Raw genomic sequence first — 13,716 nt, 5'->3', positions numbered from 1 at the left:
ACGGGACGTGTCGACAGAGCCGCGCATTCTCGCCGACCGTTACCGCGTCGATGAGGTGATCGGCCAGGGCGGCATGGCCCGGGTGCACCGCGGCTACGACCTGACGCTCGGCCGCGAGGTCGCGATCAAGATCCTCGACCCCGAGCTGGCCCGCGACACCACGTTCCGCACGCGGTTCCGGATGGAGGCCCAGGCGGCATCCCGCATGTCGCACCCGTCGATCGTGCGCGTGTTCGACGCCGGCGATCCCGGCTCCGCGTCCGGTGCGCGCGCCGGCGACGAGCCCTACATCGTCATGGAGCTCGTGCACGGCACCCTCCTGAAGGACATCATCGCGAAGGGGCCCGTGCCGGTCGCCGACGCCGTGCGGTACACCGACGGCATCCTCGAGGCTCTCGACTACTCGCACCGCGCCGGCGTCGTGCACCGCGACATCAAGCCCGGCAACGTGATGATCACCAAGGCGGGGACCGTGAAGGTGATGGACTTCGGCATCGCCCGTGCCGTCTCCGACTCGTCGTCGACGGTGGCCGAGACCACGCAGATCATCGGCACCGCCGCATACTTCTCTCCCGAGCAGGCGAAGGGCGAGTCCGTCGACTCCCGCACCGACCTGTATTCCACGGGCGTGGTGCTCTACGAGATGCTCACCGGCCGGCAGCCGTTCCGCGGCGACTCCCCGGTGGCCGTCGCCTACCAGCACGTCAGCGAGACCCCCGTTCCGCCGTCCGAGGTCGACGAGGAGCTGCCGAGGGCACTGGATGCCGTGGTGCTGCGCGCGCTGGCCAAGGACCCGTACCAGCGCTTCCCGGATGCCGGCTCGTTCCGCGCCTCGCTGGATGCGGCCACCACCGGCGAGCCGCTGACGAAGAAGCAGATCGGTGCGCTCACCAGCGAGCTGTACGGGCCGAACCCCCGTCAGGCGCAGGAGATCGCCCGATCGTTGCGCCAGTTGAGCACCGACACGACCATGACCCGCACCCAGTCCGGCCCTCCGGTGGCGTGGATCTGGGCGGGCGTGGCGCTGCTGGCCGTGCTGCTGGTCTCGGTGCTGTTCTGGGTCGTACGGCTGTCGATCCAGCCCGCCGAGGTGCCCACCACGAGCATCACGGTGCCGAATCTCGTGGGCATGCCGTTCGACCAGGCCCAGGCCGACCTCAAGGACAAGGGTCTGAAGACCGACGTGCGCGACGAGTCCAGCGCGGACTTCGCCGAGGGCCAGGTCATCCGCTCGCAGCCGACGACGGGTGCCAAGGTCTCCAAGGGCGAATCGATCGTGCTGTACGTGTCCACCGGCGCCGAGACCATCGAGATGCCCGTGATCGAGGGCCTCTCGCAGGATGCCGCGGAGAAGATCCTCGCCGACGCCAAGCTCAAGCTCGGCACCGTCGAGCAGACCAACAATCCGACGGCCAAGGCCGGCACCGTCCTCCAGTCCAGTCAGAAGGCCGGAACGCAGGTCACGCCGGGCACCACGGTGAACCTGGTGGTGGCCAACGGCCAGGTGACGGTCAAGGACATGACGGGCTTCACCGTCGATGCCGCGACCAAGGAGCTCGAGGCGCTCTCGCTGACGGTCACGAAGGACGACCTGGGGCCGTGCGCCGAAGGGCAGGCGCCGAACACGGTGCTGTCGATGTCGGTCGCACCCGGCGAGGTGCCCATCCTGTCGACCGTGGGCCTGAGCTACTGCTCTGCCGCTCAGTGACTCGTCGCTGATCCCGCCTGCGCGGCGCGCGCCAGCCAGTTGCCCAGCAGCCGGTGCCCGCGCTCGGTGAGGACGCTCTCGGGGTGGAACTGCACGCCCACGATGGGAAGGCTCTCGTGCTCGACGCCCATGATCGTGCCGCGCTCTGCTCTCGCCGTCACCCGCAGGACGCGCGGCAGGGTCTCCTCGTCGACGGCCAGCGAGTGGTAGCGACCGGCGGCGAAGGGGGAGCGGATGCCGGCGAACAGCGCCGACCCGTCGTGAGTGACCTGCGAGACCATGCCGTGCATGAGCTCGGGGGCGCGCCCGACCGTGCCGCCGAAGGCCTCGGCGATGGCCTGATGACCCAGGCACACGCCCAGCAGCGGCATCCGCCTCTCCGCCGCGACGCGCACGACCGCGAGAGAGGCACCGGCGTCGGCAGGCGTGCCCGGTCCGGGGGAGATCATGACGGCGTCGTGACCGCTGAGCCGGGCCGACAGGTTGTCGGCATCCAGCGCATCCGCCTCGACCATCGTCACGTCCGCACCCAGCTCGGTCAGGTAGCCGATCAGGGTGTGCACGAAGCTGTCGTGGTTGTCGACCACCAGCACGCGCACGGTCACGACACGTCGACCTCGCCGGGCGTGATGAACGGGCTCACCCAGGGGAAGACGTAGAAGAACAGGGCATACAGGATCGCGGCCACCACGATCAGCAGGATGATCACGCGCACCCACCACGGTCCTGGCAGCAGGCGCCACAGGGCTGCATACATCGGCGTTCTCCTTCCTACAGCGACGGCGGGGCGACTTCGACGGGGGCGAGGGATGCCGGCGGGCCGGCCGCACGGGGCTGGAATCCCTCGAACACCCCGTACGCGACGATGCGCTCGGCCAGCGAGTGCAGGGGCGAGCAGGCGGTGAGGGTGATGTAGCGCTCGCCCGTCTGCTGGGCGGGCATCTGCGGTACGTCGTCGAGCACGTCCACGCGCGTGGGTCTGACGTACTCGAGAGTGCGGAACCGGTACGTGTACCAGCCCTCGGGGGTCTCCACGACGATGGCGTCGCCTACGCGCAGCTTGTCGAGCTTGTTGAACGGGCGGCCCCAGGTGGTGCGGTGGCCGGCCAGCGAGAAGTTGCCGACCTCGCCCGGCATCTTCGACTGCGTGTACAGGCCGATGCCGATGTGGTCCAGAGTGCCGGAGCGGGTGGTGCCGCCCGCGATGTTGACGTTGTAGTCGGCGCCGAAGCGGGGGATGTGCATGTTGGCGAAGATCTGCGCGTTCGCCGGATGCGGGAGGATGGGCGGGTCGTACCAGACGGCGCCGTCGTCGGGTTCCGTGGGAGGGGTCGCCGAGGGGAGCGGTGCAGGCTTCTGCTGCGCCCACTTCTGCGACAGCGCGACGCCCTTGTCGTTGTTCTGCGCGCCGATGATGATGTCGCCGATCCACATCTGCCACGACACGAACAGCAGCACGATGACGCCGGCCGTCAGCAGCAACTCGCCGATGATGCTCGTGACGGTCGCCTGCGATCGAGGGCGCGCGCGGCGAGCGCGCCGACTCCGATCGACAGCATGCATGAGTGGAAGTCTATTCGTCCCGGCTAGACTGATGCCCATGGCACGATCTCGCGTACCCGAAGAGCCCGTCGACCGTCCGGAGACGGCGGGCGATGCTCCCAACGCCGTCTGGTTCAAGCCGCTCATGGTGACCCTCATGCTGCTGGGCCTGGCCTGGATCCTCGTGTACTACATCTCCGGCTCGATCTACCCGATCCCCGGTCTCAGCGGCTGGAACCTCGGCATCGGCCTCGGCATCGCCCTCGCCGGCTTCCTCATGACCACCCGCTGGCGCTGACCGGCATCCAAGACTCCGAAAGGGCTCCTCGCGAAACGAGGAGCCCTTTCCCGTACCCCCAACCGGGAACATCCCTGCGCCCACCCACGAGAAGAATTCCCCAAAGTTATCCACAGCACTTATCCACAGGTGGGGAGAATTACACGGGTGTTATTCACACGGGGGGATAACCCTGTTAACAACCGTTGATCAGCCTTAAGCCAGAATCCACTGCCCGGCGACGGCCAGCCCGAGCACCAGGATCGTCAGCACTGAGAGCAGCACGATCTGCCAGGTGCGCTGATCCCTGCGCTTGGTGCGAACGTAGATCAGGGCGACGAGGGCCCCGACGATGAGGCCGCCGAGATGGGCCTGCCAGGCGATGCCGGTGACGATGAACCCGTAGGCGAAGTTGATCCCCAGCACGACCAGGATGCCGGTGACATTCGCCCCGATGTGTCGGCCGATGATCAGCAGCGCGGCCATCATTCCGAACAGCGCGCCGGATGCGCCCACCGTCGAGATGCCGGGTGCCAGCAGCGCGACGGCCACCGATCCGCCCAGTCCGCTGATGAGATACATCGCCAGGAATCGGCCGCGCCCCAGCATCGGCTCGAGGATCTGGCCCAGCATCCACAGCGCGAGCATGTTCAGCCCGAGGTGCAGCAGGCCGCCGTGCACGAAGACGGTGGTGAGCAGACGCCAGGGCTCGAACGGGAACCCCGAGAGCTCGGGGTAGAGGTAGACCGCGTTGAACAGCAGCGCCTGGGAGATCGCGTTGCCGAGCCCCGGGATCAGCTGCAGCAGCCCGATGGCCGTGGTGATGGCCAGCAGCACGTAGGTCACGACGGGCCTGCCGCTGCGGCCCGCCATCGCGACGGGCCCGCGGCCCCAGGCGCGACGCGCCCTGCGCTGCGCGGGGGACTCCGCCTTGCGCTGCTCCTTCATGCACTCCGGGCAGATCACCCCGACGGGGCCCTGCGTCTGGCACTCGGGGCAGATCGTGCGCATGCAGCGCTGGCAGAGCACGAAGCTCTGCCGATCCGGATGCCGGTAGCAGAAGTTGTCTCGATTTCTCGTGAACTCTGGGGTCGTCATCCGGATCGGCTCGCGCTCTCAGGCCGCTGCGACGTCGATCGACTGCAGCACGACGTCCTCGACCGGGCGGTCCTGGGCGCCGGTGCGGACGGCGGAGATGGCGTCGACGACCTTCTTGGAGGCGTCGTCGGCGACGGCGCCGAAGATGGTGTGCTTGCCCTGCAGCCACGGCGTCGGGTCGGTGGTGATGAAGAACTGCGAGCCGTTGGTGCCCTCGGCCTTGCCTGTGATGGCGTTGCGGCGCAGGCCCGCGTTGGCCATGGCGAGGATGTAGGGCTCGTTGAAGTTCAGCTCCATGTTGATCTCGTCGTCGAAGTTGTAGCCGGGGCCGCCGATGCCCTGCCCGAGCGGGTCGCCGCCCTGGATCATGAAGTTCGGGATGATGCGGTGGAAGATGACGTCCTTGTACAGCGGACCCTCGCCGGGCTTGCCGGTGGCCGGGTGCGTCCAGGACTTGCTGCCGTCGGCCAGCCCGACGAAGTTGGCGACGGTGTTCGGGGCGTGGTCGCCGAACAGGTTGACGACGATGTCGCCGTGGTTGGTGTGCAGTGTTGCGACGTGAGAAGCGTGAGGCATGCTCACATTCTCTCAGAGCGCGTCTGTGCGCGCGCGTATAGTCGCACATCAGGAGGGTGTGCGCCAGATCCCTGCCCGCATACAGCCTCGTCTGACAAGATGTAGGAACCTACGGACTCAGACCGACGGGAGAGCAACGTGAATCTCAGCCGCAAGCGCAAGAAGGAGCTGCGCAAGCTTCAGGACGATGCGGGTCAGCTGTGGGAGGCTCAGCAGGTGCTGGTCGGCCACGCCGCCGACATCGCACGCGAGGCCGGTCGCCAGCTCGGCCACTTCAACCGCGAGCAGGTCGTGCCCGTCGTACAGGACACCTACAGCCGCCGTGTGGCGCCGACTCTCGATCGCGGTCTGAAGATGGGGAGGAAGGTCGTCGACCAGCGCGTCGTCCCCATGGTGGGCGGCGTCGTGGGCACCGCCCTGTCGGCCTGGGATGTCGCCAACGCCAAGCGCCGCAGTGTGCTGGGCGTTCCCGCCCCCGCCGTCTCACAGAAGAAGGGCCCCGGCCTGGGCTCGGTCATCGCACTCGTGCTGGGCGCCGCGGCGGCGATCGGCGTGGTCGTCGCCGCGTGGCAGGCGCTGCGCGCGGATGACGAGCTGTGGGTCGCGGATGACCCGCTGTCCACTCCCAACGCCTGAGCATGTCGGCGGTTCCTGACCGCGACGGCGGTCTCGAGCGGGTGCGCTCTGCGGCATCCGCTCGAGACCTCGCCATCGAGATCCGCGAGCGTCCCGCCGCGAACAGCCTGCAGGAGGCCGCCGATCTGCTGGGCCTGCAGCCGTCCGACATCGTGAAGACCCTGGTGGTGAAGCGTCATTCGACGGGGTCAGGTGCCCAGAAGACCGATCAGTACCTGTTCGTGCTGGTGCCCGGCGGCAGGTCGATCTCGTGGCCCAAGCTGCGCGCGCTCGTGGGCGTGAACAAACTGCGGCTGCCGGAGCCCGAGCTCGCGCTGGCCGCGACCGGCTACGAGCGCGGCACGATCGTGCCCATCGGCAGCACCACCGACTGGCCGGTGTACGCCGACGAGACCATCGTGGGTCGGCGTGTGGCCATGGGCGCGGGTGCGCACGGCTACAGCCTGTTCGTCGACGCCGACGACCTCATCCGCGCCTACGGCGCCACGGTCGCCGATATCACGTCTCCCGAGCAGCCGCCGGCCTGAGCCTGGCGGCCTGTGATCAGAGAATGCCCGCCATGCGCAGGGCGATGTCGACGAGCTTCACGCGCTGCAGCTTCGCGACCTCGGACAGGGTGAACCACGCCGCCATGTCGGTGGAGCCGTTGGTCTCGAAGCGCAGCGTGCCACCGGTGATGTCGGCCCGATAGACGATGCGCAGGGTGTGCAGCGGCGACTCGGCCTTGTGCACACGCCGTGAGCCGGGGATGACGCGGGAGTGGATGCCCAGCAGTTCGGTCGTCTCGATGTGGAAGCCGGTCTCCTCGCGCAGCTCGCGCCGCACCGCCAGCTCAGGGGCCTCGCCCTCCTCGAGGCCGCCGCCCGGCATGGTCCACGCCACGCGCCTGCCCTCGGTCCAGCGGGCCAGCAGGATGCGGTCGTGCTCGTCGGTGACGACGGCGTAGGCGGCGACGCGCAGGTCCATGGACTCACAGTAGCGCCACATACCGGTCAGGAGTCGAGAAGCGGCTCCCGCCCCGCTTTCGTAGCGTGGGAGATGACACAAGGAGGCCGACATGGCGACTACCGACAAGACAGTGGTGTTCTCGGACGAGGAGCGCGCGGCGATGAAGGCCGCCTCGACCGAGCGGCGCAAGGCCCGCTCGAGGGGCAAGGAGGATGCGGAAGAGCTCCGCCGCGAGGGCGAAGCCGAGGTGCGAGCAAAGCTGGCCGAGATGCCCGATGACGATCGGGCGCTGGGTGAGGCGCTGCACGCGCTGGTCGCCGAGGTCGCACCTCACCTGGTGCCGCGCACGTACTACGGGATGCCGGCATATGCGAACGAGGCCGGAAAGGTCGTGTGCTTCTACAAGCCGCGCTCCAAGTTCACGGTGCGCTACTCGACGTTCGAGTTCGATCAGGCCGCGAACCTCGACGATGGCGCTGTCTGGCCGGTCTCGTACGCGGTGACGGCGCTCGGCGACGAGCAGCTGGCGTTCCTCGGCGAGCGGGTCCGCCTCGCGGCATCCTGACCCGGGGTCGTAGGCCGCGGGCGTCTCGGTGCACGAGGAGCCGTACATCGCGCCCGGACGCCGCAGGCTCAATGTCGCCCCGCACGAGCTGCGCTCGGCGGGCTGAGCCCGATCAGCGTACGATGACCGTCACGGATGCCAGGCGCTGCAGCACCTCGTGGCCGATGGAGCCGAGAAGGAACCGCCGCACGGCCCCGTGCCCCCGGCTGCCCACGACGGTCAGGCGTGCTTCTGACGCGAGCTCGTTGATGACCTGCGAGGGATATCCTTGCGCGACCGCCTCGACGATCTCGATGCCCGGATACCTGCTGTGCAGCCCCGCGAGGGACAGTGCGAGGGCCTCGCGGGCGGCCTGCTCCATGCCGTTGCGATAGTCCTCGGTGTTGACCATCAGCGCGTGGCGCGGCGCCGTGATCGGCGTCCACACGATGACGGCGGTGAGCGGTTCGCTCAGCCGGTCGGCCTCTGCCGCGGCGAACGCGATCGCGGCCTCGGAGACGGGGGAGCCGTCCACGCCCACGACCACGCCATGACGGTCGGCGCCCAGATCGAATCCCGGCACGACCACGACCGGGCACTGTGCGGCGGCCGCGATGCGGATGCCGTGCGATCCGCGCGCCGGTCCCTCGCCCGGGCCGCGGTAGTCGCTGCCGATGACCAGCAGCGCGGCATCCTTCGACGCCTCGACGAGGACCCCTGCCGGATCCCCGATCGCGACGCGGGTGGTGACGGTCAGGTTCGGAACCCGGATGCCGCCGGCAGCCTCGGCGAGGATCTGCTCGGTGGTCTCGAGCGCCGCCTGGATGACGATGCCCTCGCCGACCATGCCCACTGCACCACCCACGACGCTGAGCAGCTCGACGGACTGTCCGCGTGATTGGGCTCGCGACACCGCCCAGTCGATGGCACGGCGGCTCTCCTGCGCGTCGATCACACCGACGACGATCTTCTCCGACATCTCCGGCTCCCATCTGTGCGGGGCCTCCACTCTATTGGCTCCGCACGGTTGCTGCTCGGACGTGCGCCGTGGATAACCCGGTCAGACGCCCATCGCGTCGAGCGCAGCCGCCAGGCGTGCGACGGTGCCGGCCACATCGCCGAGCTTGTCCAGGCCGAACAGGCCCATCCGGAACGTGGAGAACGACTCCGGCTCGCCGCAGTGCAGCGACACCCCGGCGGCGATCTGCAGGCCGTGGGCCTTGAAGGCCGCGCCGGTGCGCAGGCCCTCGTCGGCGGTGTGCACGACGACCACGCTGGGTGAGGCGACGGCGGATGCCGCCACCGACGGCAGCCCGCGCTCGGCGAGCAGCGCACGCACCCGAGTGCCGAGGTCGATCTGCGCCCGGCGCAGGTTCTCCAGGCCCCACTCGCGGGTCTCGATCATCTGCGTGAGGTTGGCCGCGATCGAGTCGGTGGGCATCGTGGCATGGTAGCCCGCTTTCCCGTCGCGGTAGCCGTCGGAGATGGCCAGCCAGCGGTTCAGGTCCAGGGCGAAGCTGGTCGGGATGCCTGCGGCCACGGCATCCCTCCCGCGTTCGTTGAGCATGACGAACCCGACCGCCGGGGTGCCCGACCAGCCCTTCTGCGGAGCGCTCAGCAGCACGTCGACGTCGAGCGCGCGCATGTCCACCCACATCGCGCCGGAGGCGATGCAGTCCAGCACCAGCACACCGCCGACCTCGTGCACGGCGTCGGCGAGGGCGCGCACGTAGTCGTCGGGGAGCAGGATGCCGGCGGCGGTCTCCACGTGCGGGGCGAAGACCACATCCGGTCGGCTTGAGCGGATGGCGGACGTGACCTCGCCGATGGGCGCGGGACTCCATGCGGCCTGCGGGTCATCGCCGTCGGGACGGGCCTGGCACACCGTCGTGGCGGATGCGATGGACCCCTGCTCGAGGATCTGCGACCAGCGATACGAGAACAGCCCGTTGCGCACGACGAGGGCCTTCTTGCCGGTGGCCAGGTGCCGGGCGACGGACTCCATGGCGTAGCTGCCACCGCCATTGACGACGGCCGCGCTGTCGGCGCCGTAGGTCTCGCACAGGATGGCGAGCGTCTGCTGCATGATGCCGACGAACCGCGCCGACATGTGGTTGAGCGAGCGGTCGGTGAAGACCACCGAGTACTCCAGCAGGCCGTCGGGGTCGATGTCGTCGTGGGGAAGGCTCATGCTCCCAGGCTGGCACTGCACTCCGCGTCCGGCCAGGGGCGTTCCGCGACGTGGAAGGCCCGGGTACCGGCTACGGCTGATTCGCGGCGATGAACCGGGTCAGCTGATCGCGGGTGGCGTCGAGGCGCCGGGCCTTGGCATCCATCTCGTCGCGGATCTCGGAGACGCGCTGCATGAGCGCCCTGCATTCCCCGGCGACCGGACCCGAATCCCCCGTGCAGGGAAGGACGCGGGAGACGAGTTCGGACGGGAATCCGAGCTCGAACAGCGTGCGGATCGTGATGACGGTCTGGACGGCGGCGTCGTCGAACTCGCGGTACCCGTTGGTGCGGCGCTTCGACTTCAGCAGCCCGGTCTGCTCGTAGTAGCGGATCGCCCGTGGGCTCGCACCGGTCTCGCGACTGAGCTCTCCGATTCTCACGGCATCCCGCCTTCCGACTTGACCTTGACGTCAGCGTCACAGTTTAGCGTCGAATCCGGCGGGCAGCGGGCTCGCACGGAAAGGACGGAAATGAAGATCTTCCTCACGGGCGGCACAGGATACGTGGGATCGGTGCTGCTGGAGCATCTGATCGACGCAGGGCACGACATCGAGGCGCTCACGCGCAGCGCCGCCGGCGCCGCGCGGCTCACGGAGGCAGGGGCGAGCGCCGTGCATGGGTCCCTGGCGGATGCCGAGCTGCTCCGCGCCGCTGCGGTGAGAGCGGATGCCGTGATCCACGCAGCGTTCGACACCACGATGTCCGAGGATGCGGCAGCGACCGAGCTCACGGCGATCCGTGCCCTCGCCGCCGGTGCGGGCGCGTCGGGCAGCGGCAAGCCGGTGCTGTACACGAGCACCGCTCTGGTCTACGGCATCGACCCCGGCCAGGAGCGGCACGAAGACGCACGGCTTCCTGAGCGCAGCGCCCAGCCCGTCAAGGCGCACGCCGAACGTGAGCTCCTCGGCACCGCCGGCATCACCCCTATCGTGATGCGCGTGGCGCTCGTGCACGGTCGCGGCGGCTCGGGACTGCTGACGGGCCTGATCGCCGGCGCCGCATCCTCGGGGACCGCCGGGTACATCGGCGACGGCGCTCAGGTCTGGGACGCGATCGATGTCGACGACCTCGCGAGCCTCTACCTCGCGGCGCTGGCGAAGCCCCGCGCCGGCGTGTACAACGCCAAGGGCGCCCATCCGTTCACGCAGCGCGAGCTCGCCGAGGCGATCAGCGCCCTCACGGGTGCGCAGCCGGTGTCACTGTCTCCGGCGAGTGCGGCCGACGTGCTGGGTCCGCTGGCGCTGATCCTCGGAGCGCCGGGCACGCTCGACGGCGACAGAGCCAGGACGACGTTCGCCTGGACGCCGGCAGGCGGCTCACTGCTGGACGACATCCGCGGCGGCGGCTACCGCCCCATCATGGAGGCGGCCGCGCAGCCGGCCGCCTGAGCGTTTCGGTACCCGGCTTCCACGAAGCGGAACCTCTCGCACGCCTTCCTGCGCAGGATGGATCAACGGTGCATCGGAGTTCGTGGTCCGCGATGCGTTTGTGATCCAGGCTGACTCGTGTCCTGCACGCGTTCTACCATGCAGGTGGGAGCACTGATGAAGCCCGGATCGGATGCCGGTGGGCACGCGTCATCGCAGAGCGCACGCGCCCTGCGCTGGCCGGTCGTGTGCTGGCTGATCATCCTGGCGCTGATCGGGATCGTGCAGGTCGTGCGTGGGGACGCGTTCGACGCCGTCGCGTTCGCCGTGGCCATCGTGCTGGTCATCGCCGGCATCCTGATGCCGCAGCGCGCGGGCCGGCACGTGCACACGAGCGTGGTCGTGATCACCGCCACCGTGCTGACCGTGACGGTCGCTCTGCTGCCGCGGCACAGTGCCGGGATGGTGGCGGCGGTGCTGGTGACCGGGGTGGTCGCGCTGATCGCGGGATGGGCGGGCACGGCATCCGCTGTCCGTCCGTGGACGCCGGGACTGCGCCGGCTGGCGGTGGCGTGGGCGGTGATCCTGGTGGCCGGATGCCTGTGGGAGCTGGCCCAGTTCATCGTCGGGCGCATCGCCCCCACGCAGCCGAGCTTCGCGCTCAGCGACCTGGTGGATCCGCTGATGGACGTGCCGCTCGGCAAGGCCGTGTTCGCGATGGCCTGGCTGGCGTGCGGGGCGTTCCTGGTGCTGCGGGGGAGGGGGACGCGATGATCGTCAGCACCGCGTTCTTCCTGCTCTGCGCGGCAGCCCTGGTGCTGGCGTCCTGGCGCATCCGCCTGCGCGACCGCGAGGCCACCGTCACCGCGCTCTTCGACCGGCTGCTGGCCGACCGCGCCGTGCGCCTCGCCGTGATCGTGATCTGGTGGTGGCTGGGCTGGCACTTCCTCGCGGGACAGACCCTGTGAGCCGGCACGGATTCGACGATCAGAGACTCAGCACCAGACGCAGAGCCGCGTCGACCGCACGCAGCTCATTGAGGCTGAGGTTCCCGACATGGTCGCCAAGGGGTTGGATCAGTGCGGCGGGAAGATCCGCCTCGCGCCCGAGCCGCCCTCGGCGAGAGCATCGTCGGGGTTGTAGATGGCGCACTGGCGCATGGACAGGCATCCGCATCCCACACACATCGCCAGGCCGTTGCGCACCTGCTCGAGCTCGGCGATGCGACGATCGAGCCGGGGACGCCATTCGCGGGCGAGCCGCGCCCAGTCGCGCTTGGTAGGGGCGTGCTCGGCGGGGAACCGCGAGAACGCATCCCTGATCTCGGCGAGCGAGAGTCCCACGTGCTGGGCGGCCTGGATCACGGCGATCCGGCGCAGCACGGAGCGCGCGAAGCGCCGCTGATTGCCGGTCGTGCGCGTGCTGGTGAGCAGCCCCAGCTGCTCATAGTGGCGGATCGCCGACGTCGCAACGCCCGCGCGGTCCGCGACCTCGCCGATCGTGAGCTCGTCATTCAGCACGACACGAGTCTGCATCGCAGGTGGGGTTGACTTCAAGTGCGCTTGAAGTCGGATGCTGGCCTCATGACTATGACAGAATTTCCTCCTCACCTCGTTCAGTGCGCGACCTGCGGTGTCGAGCGGTCCACGGACGGCCTGCCCGACGTCTGTCCGATCTGCGCCGACGAGCGCCAGTACGTCGGCGAAGGCGGGCAGCGGTGGGTGGACCCCGCCGACTTCACCGGCCGCATCGAGCTGACTGAGCGCGAGCCGGGACTGTGGGGCATCGATGTCCTGGACGGTGTCGGTATCGGCCAGCAGGCCAAGCTGATCGTGACCGACGGCGGAAACGTCCTGTTCGACGTTCCCGGCGCGATCACGAGCGAGGCGGTGGACGCCGTGCGCCGACTGGGCGACGTGCACGGGATCATCGCATCGCATCCGCACATGTACGGCCTGCAGTCCGCGTGGTCGCACGCGCTCGGCGATGCCCCCGTCTACGTGTCGACGCTGGATCGCACCTGGCTCGGCTACGAACCCGCCCAGCTGCGGGTGTGGGATGACACGATCGAGATCGTTCCCGGCGTCGTGGCCTCTCAGCCGGGAGGGCACTTCCCCGGCAGCGTGGTGGTGCACTGGTCGGGGCGGGACGGGGCGGGCGTGGTGCTGGCCGGCGACACCATGTTCGTGAACCCCGACCATGAGACCGTGACGTTCATGCGCTCGTACCCGAACCACCTGCCGCTCTCGGGCGCCGTGGCCGAGCGCATCGCCGCGCACGTGGGTCGCTACGAGTTCGATCGTCTGTACGGAAACTTCCGGCACCGGCTCGCGAGCGGTGCGCGCGAGAAGATGTTCGCGTCGGCACGACGGCACGCCGCCTGGGTGCGCGGCGACTTCGACCACCTCACGGGGCCGGGCTGAGCTGCACTGCGGGACGGTGGGCTGTCCGTCGCCGATCCCGGCGACTGCACGCAGAGCGCCCGATGGGCTCTTCCCGGGTGGGTGTGATCCCGGAAGGATACGACTGCGGCGCAGAAACAAGAAGCCCCAGCATATGCCGGGGCCCTGACTGTGGAGCCTAGGAGATTCGAACTCCTGACATCCGCCTTGCAAAGGCGGCGCTCTACCAACTGAGCTAAGGCCCCGAACGGCGCGGACACCGCAGGAGTTCCGCGAACGGAGTGGGGCTACCAGGACTTGAACCTGGGACCTCTTCATTATCAGTGAAGCGCTCTAACCGCCTGAGCTATAGCCCCGTCAACCTCCAAGACTTTACCGGATCTCGC

At 69.0% G+C, this 13,716-nt stretch carries 19 protein-coding genes and 2 tRNA genes; 9 read left to right on the top strand and 12 right to left on the bottom strand.

The annotated features are described in order from the left end of the window. The first annotated feature begins 7 nt into the window (after positions 1–7). Positions 8–1,708, top strand: a complete 1,701-nt coding sequence (gene pknB / locus WA967_RS10140) for a Stk1 family PASTA domain-containing Ser/Thr kinase (protein ID WP_424421961.1) — start codon at positions 8–10, stop codon at positions 1,706–1,708. Here pknB and WA967_RS10135 read toward each other — a convergent pair. Genes WA967_RS10135 through WA967_RS10125 form a run of 3 tightly spaced genes read right to left on the bottom strand, consistent with a single transcriptional unit; the run spans position 1,702 to position 3,271 of the window. Beyond that, on the bottom strand, positions 1,702–2,313 hold the full coding sequence (locus WA967_RS10135) for an anthranilate synthase component II (protein ID WP_424421958.1): 612 nt from the start codon (positions 2,311–2,313) through the stop codon (positions 1,702–1,704). The two genes, pknB and WA967_RS10135, sit on opposite strands and share 7 nt — an antisense overlap. Then, the gene (locus tag WA967_RS10130; RefSeq protein WP_424421956.1) at positions 2,310–2,465 is read right to left on the bottom strand and encodes a hypothetical protein; all 156 of its coding nucleotides are present in this window, start codon (positions 2,463–2,465) and stop codon (positions 2,310–2,312) included. The genes WA967_RS10135 and WA967_RS10130 overlap by 4 nt, the downstream gene beginning before the upstream one ends. Before the next feature lie 14 nt (positions 2,466–2,479). Continuing rightward, positions 2,480–3,271 carry a class E sortase gene (locus WA967_RS10125; protein ID WP_424421953.1) on the bottom strand — a complete coding sequence of 264 codons (792 nt, stop codon included), beginning with the start codon at positions 3,269–3,271 and terminating at the stop codon, positions 2,480–2,482. 37 nt (positions 3,272–3,308) lie between these two features. Here WA967_RS10125 and WA967_RS10120 point away from each other — a divergent pair, with 37 nt between their 5' ends. Continuing rightward, positions 3,309–3,548: a cell division protein CrgA gene (locus tag WA967_RS10120; RefSeq protein WP_424421951.1), complete on the top strand. Its 240-nt coding sequence runs from the start codon at positions 3,309–3,311 to the stop codon at positions 3,546–3,548. A 195-nt stretch (positions 3,549–3,743) separates the two neighbouring features. Here the strand turns inward: WA967_RS10120 and WA967_RS10115 are convergent, their stop codons facing one another. Then, complete coding sequence (locus WA967_RS10115) at positions 3,744–4,625, bottom strand: rhomboid family intramembrane serine protease (RefSeq protein ID WP_424421948.1); 882 nt, start codon at positions 4,623–4,625, stop codon at positions 3,744–3,746. 18 nt (positions 4,626–4,643) lie between these two features. Next, complete coding sequence (locus WA967_RS10110; protein ID WP_424421946.1) at positions 4,644–5,201, bottom strand: peptidylprolyl isomerase; 558 nt, start codon at positions 5,199–5,201, stop codon at positions 4,644–4,646. Between the two features lie 138 nt (positions 5,202–5,339). Here WA967_RS10110 and WA967_RS10105 point away from each other — a divergent pair, with 138 nt between their 5' ends. Next, on the top strand, positions 5,340–5,837 hold the full coding sequence (locus tag WA967_RS10105; protein WP_424421943.1) for a DNA helicase: 498 nt from the start codon (positions 5,340–5,342) through the stop codon (positions 5,835–5,837). Between the two features lie 2 nt (positions 5,838–5,839). Continuing rightward, positions 5,840–6,364 (top strand): aminoacyl-tRNA deacylase, encoded by a 525-nt coding sequence (locus tag WA967_RS10100; protein WP_424421941.1) that lies wholly within the window; start codon positions 5,840–5,842, stop codon positions 6,362–6,364. A gap of 16 nt (positions 6,365–6,380) precedes the next feature. On the opposite strand, the gene WA967_RS10095 is transcribed toward WA967_RS10100, so the two are convergent. Further along, positions 6,381–6,803 (bottom strand): NUDIX hydrolase, encoded by a 423-nt coding sequence (locus tag WA967_RS10095; protein WP_424421939.1) that lies wholly within the window; start codon positions 6,801–6,803, stop codon positions 6,381–6,383. A 91-nt stretch (positions 6,804–6,894) separates the two neighbouring features. On the opposite strand from WA967_RS10095, the gene WA967_RS10090 reads away from it, so the two are divergent. Next, on the top strand, positions 6,895–7,350 hold the full coding sequence (locus WA967_RS10090) for a hypothetical protein (RefSeq protein WP_424421937.1): 456 nt from the start codon (positions 6,895–6,897) through the stop codon (positions 7,348–7,350). Positions 7,351–7,462: 112 nt separating this feature from the next. Here WA967_RS10090 and WA967_RS10085 read toward each other — a convergent pair whose 3' ends face one another. From WA967_RS10085 to WA967_RS10075, 3 genes are all read right to left on the bottom strand, one after another. Continuing rightward, the gene (locus tag WA967_RS10085) at positions 7,463–8,308 is read right to left on the bottom strand and encodes a universal stress protein (protein ID WP_424421934.1); all 846 of its coding nucleotides are present in this window, start codon (positions 8,306–8,308) and stop codon (positions 7,463–7,465) included. Between the two features lie 81 nt (positions 8,309–8,389). After that, entirely contained in the window at positions 8,390–9,520 is a 1,131-nt protein-coding gene (locus WA967_RS10080) for an aminotransferase class V-fold PLP-dependent enzyme (protein ID WP_424421931.1), read from the bottom strand. A 70-nt stretch (positions 9,521–9,590) separates the two neighbouring features. After that, entirely contained in the window at positions 9,591–9,941 is a 351-nt protein-coding gene (locus WA967_RS10075) for a MerR family transcriptional regulator (RefSeq protein WP_424421929.1), read from the bottom strand. Between the two features lie 90 nt (positions 9,942–10,031). Between WA967_RS10075 and WA967_RS10070 the strand changes: the two genes are divergently transcribed. The 3 genes from WA967_RS10070 (at position 10,032) to WA967_RS10060 (ending at position 11,896) form a co-directional block, all read left to right on the top strand. Further along, positions 10,032–10,949 (top strand): NAD-dependent epimerase/dehydratase family protein, encoded by a 918-nt coding sequence (locus WA967_RS10070; protein ID WP_424421927.1) that lies wholly within the window; start codon positions 10,032–10,034, stop codon positions 10,947–10,949. A 156-nt stretch (positions 10,950–11,105) separates the two neighbouring features. Continuing rightward, the gene (locus WA967_RS10065; protein ID WP_424421925.1) at positions 11,106–11,702 is read left to right on the top strand and encodes a hypothetical protein; all 597 of its coding nucleotides are present in this window, start codon (positions 11,106–11,108) and stop codon (positions 11,700–11,702) included. After that, complete coding sequence (locus WA967_RS10060) at positions 11,699–11,896, top strand: DUF6186 family protein (RefSeq protein ID WP_424421923.1); 198 nt, start codon at positions 11,699–11,701, stop codon at positions 11,894–11,896. Before WA967_RS10065 ends, WA967_RS10060 begins: the two co-directional genes overlap by 4 nt. Before the next feature lie 108 nt (positions 11,897–12,004). Here WA967_RS10060 and soxR read toward each other — a convergent pair whose 3' ends face one another. Continuing rightward, positions 12,005–12,448 (bottom strand): redox-sensitive transcriptional activator SoxR, encoded by a 444-nt coding sequence (gene soxR, locus WA967_RS10055; protein WP_424421921.1) that lies wholly within the window; start codon positions 12,446–12,448, stop codon positions 12,005–12,007. A 69-nt stretch (positions 12,449–12,517) separates the two neighbouring features. On the opposite strand from soxR, the gene WA967_RS10050 reads away from it, so the two are divergent. Beyond that, a complete protein-coding gene (locus tag WA967_RS10050; RefSeq protein ID WP_424421919.1) occupies positions 12,518–13,351 on the top strand; it encodes a hydrolase in 834 nt (277 codons plus the stop codon). A 151-nt stretch (positions 13,352–13,502) separates the two neighbouring features. On the opposite strand, the gene WA967_RS10045 is transcribed toward WA967_RS10050, so the two are convergent. Then, positions 13,503–13,575 (bottom strand) — tRNA-Ala (locus tag WA967_RS10045). A gap of 37 nt (positions 13,576–13,612) precedes the next feature. Beyond that, positions 13,613–13,686, bottom strand: a tRNA-Ile gene (locus tag WA967_RS10040). Positions 13,687–13,716: the final 30 nt, after the last annotated feature.

It is taken from the genome of Microbacterium sp. (assembly GCF_049650565.1).
GTDB lineage: Bacteria > Actinomycetota > Actinomycetes > Actinomycetales > Microbacteriaceae > Microbacterium.
This window is presented reverse-complemented; position numbering and strand designations above follow the sequence as displayed.

Excerpts from the sequence above, each read along its gene's own strand:
- WA967_RS10130 (WP_424421956.1), bottom strand. The coding sequence starts at position 2,465 with ATGTATGCAGCCCTGTGGCGCCTGCTGCCAGGACCGTGGTGGGTGCGC.
- WA967_RS10125 (WP_424421953.1), bottom strand. The coding sequence starts at position 3,271 with ATGCATGCTGTCGATCGGAGTCGGCGCGCTCGCCGCGCGCGCCCTCGA.
- WA967_RS10120 (WP_424421951.1), top strand. The coding sequence starts at position 3,309 with ATGGCACGATCTCGCGTACCCGAAGAGCCCGTCGACCGTCCGGAGACG.
- WA967_RS10115 (WP_424421948.1), bottom strand. The coding sequence starts at position 4,625 with ATGACGACCCCAGAGTTCACGAGAAATCGAGACAACTTCTGCTACCGG.
- WA967_RS10110 (WP_424421946.1), bottom strand. The coding sequence starts at position 5,201 with ATGCCTCACGCTTCTCACGTCGCAACACTGCACACCAACCACGGCGAC.
- WA967_RS10100 (WP_424421941.1), top strand. The coding sequence starts at position 5,840 with ATGTCGGCGGTTCCTGACCGCGACGGCGGTCTCGAGCGGGTGCGCTCT.
- WA967_RS10095 (WP_424421939.1), bottom strand. The coding sequence starts at position 6,803 with ATGGACCTGCGCGTCGCCGCCTACGCCGTCGTCACCGACGAGCACGAC.
- WA967_RS10090 (WP_424421937.1), top strand. The coding sequence starts at position 6,895 with ATGGCGACTACCGACAAGACAGTGGTGTTCTCGGACGAGGAGCGCGCG.
- WA967_RS10085 (WP_424421934.1), bottom strand. The coding sequence starts at position 8,308 with ATGTCGGAGAAGATCGTCGTCGGTGTGATCGACGCGCAGGAGAGCCGC.
- WA967_RS10080 (WP_424421931.1), bottom strand. The coding sequence starts at position 9,520 with ATGAGCCTTCCCCACGACGACATCGACCCCGACGGCCTGCTGGAGTAC.
- WA967_RS10070 (WP_424421927.1), top strand. The coding sequence starts at position 10,032 with ATGAAGATCTTCCTCACGGGCGGCACAGGATACGTGGGATCGGTGCTG.
- WA967_RS10065 (WP_424421925.1), top strand. The coding sequence starts at position 11,106 with ATGAAGCCCGGATCGGATGCCGGTGGGCACGCGTCATCGCAGAGCGCA.
- WA967_RS10060 (WP_424421923.1), top strand. The coding sequence starts at position 11,699 with ATGATCGTCAGCACCGCGTTCTTCCTGCTCTGCGCGGCAGCCCTGGTG.
- WA967_RS10050 (WP_424421919.1), top strand. The coding sequence starts at position 12,518 with ATGACAGAATTTCCTCCTCACCTCGTTCAGTGCGCGACCTGCGGTGTC.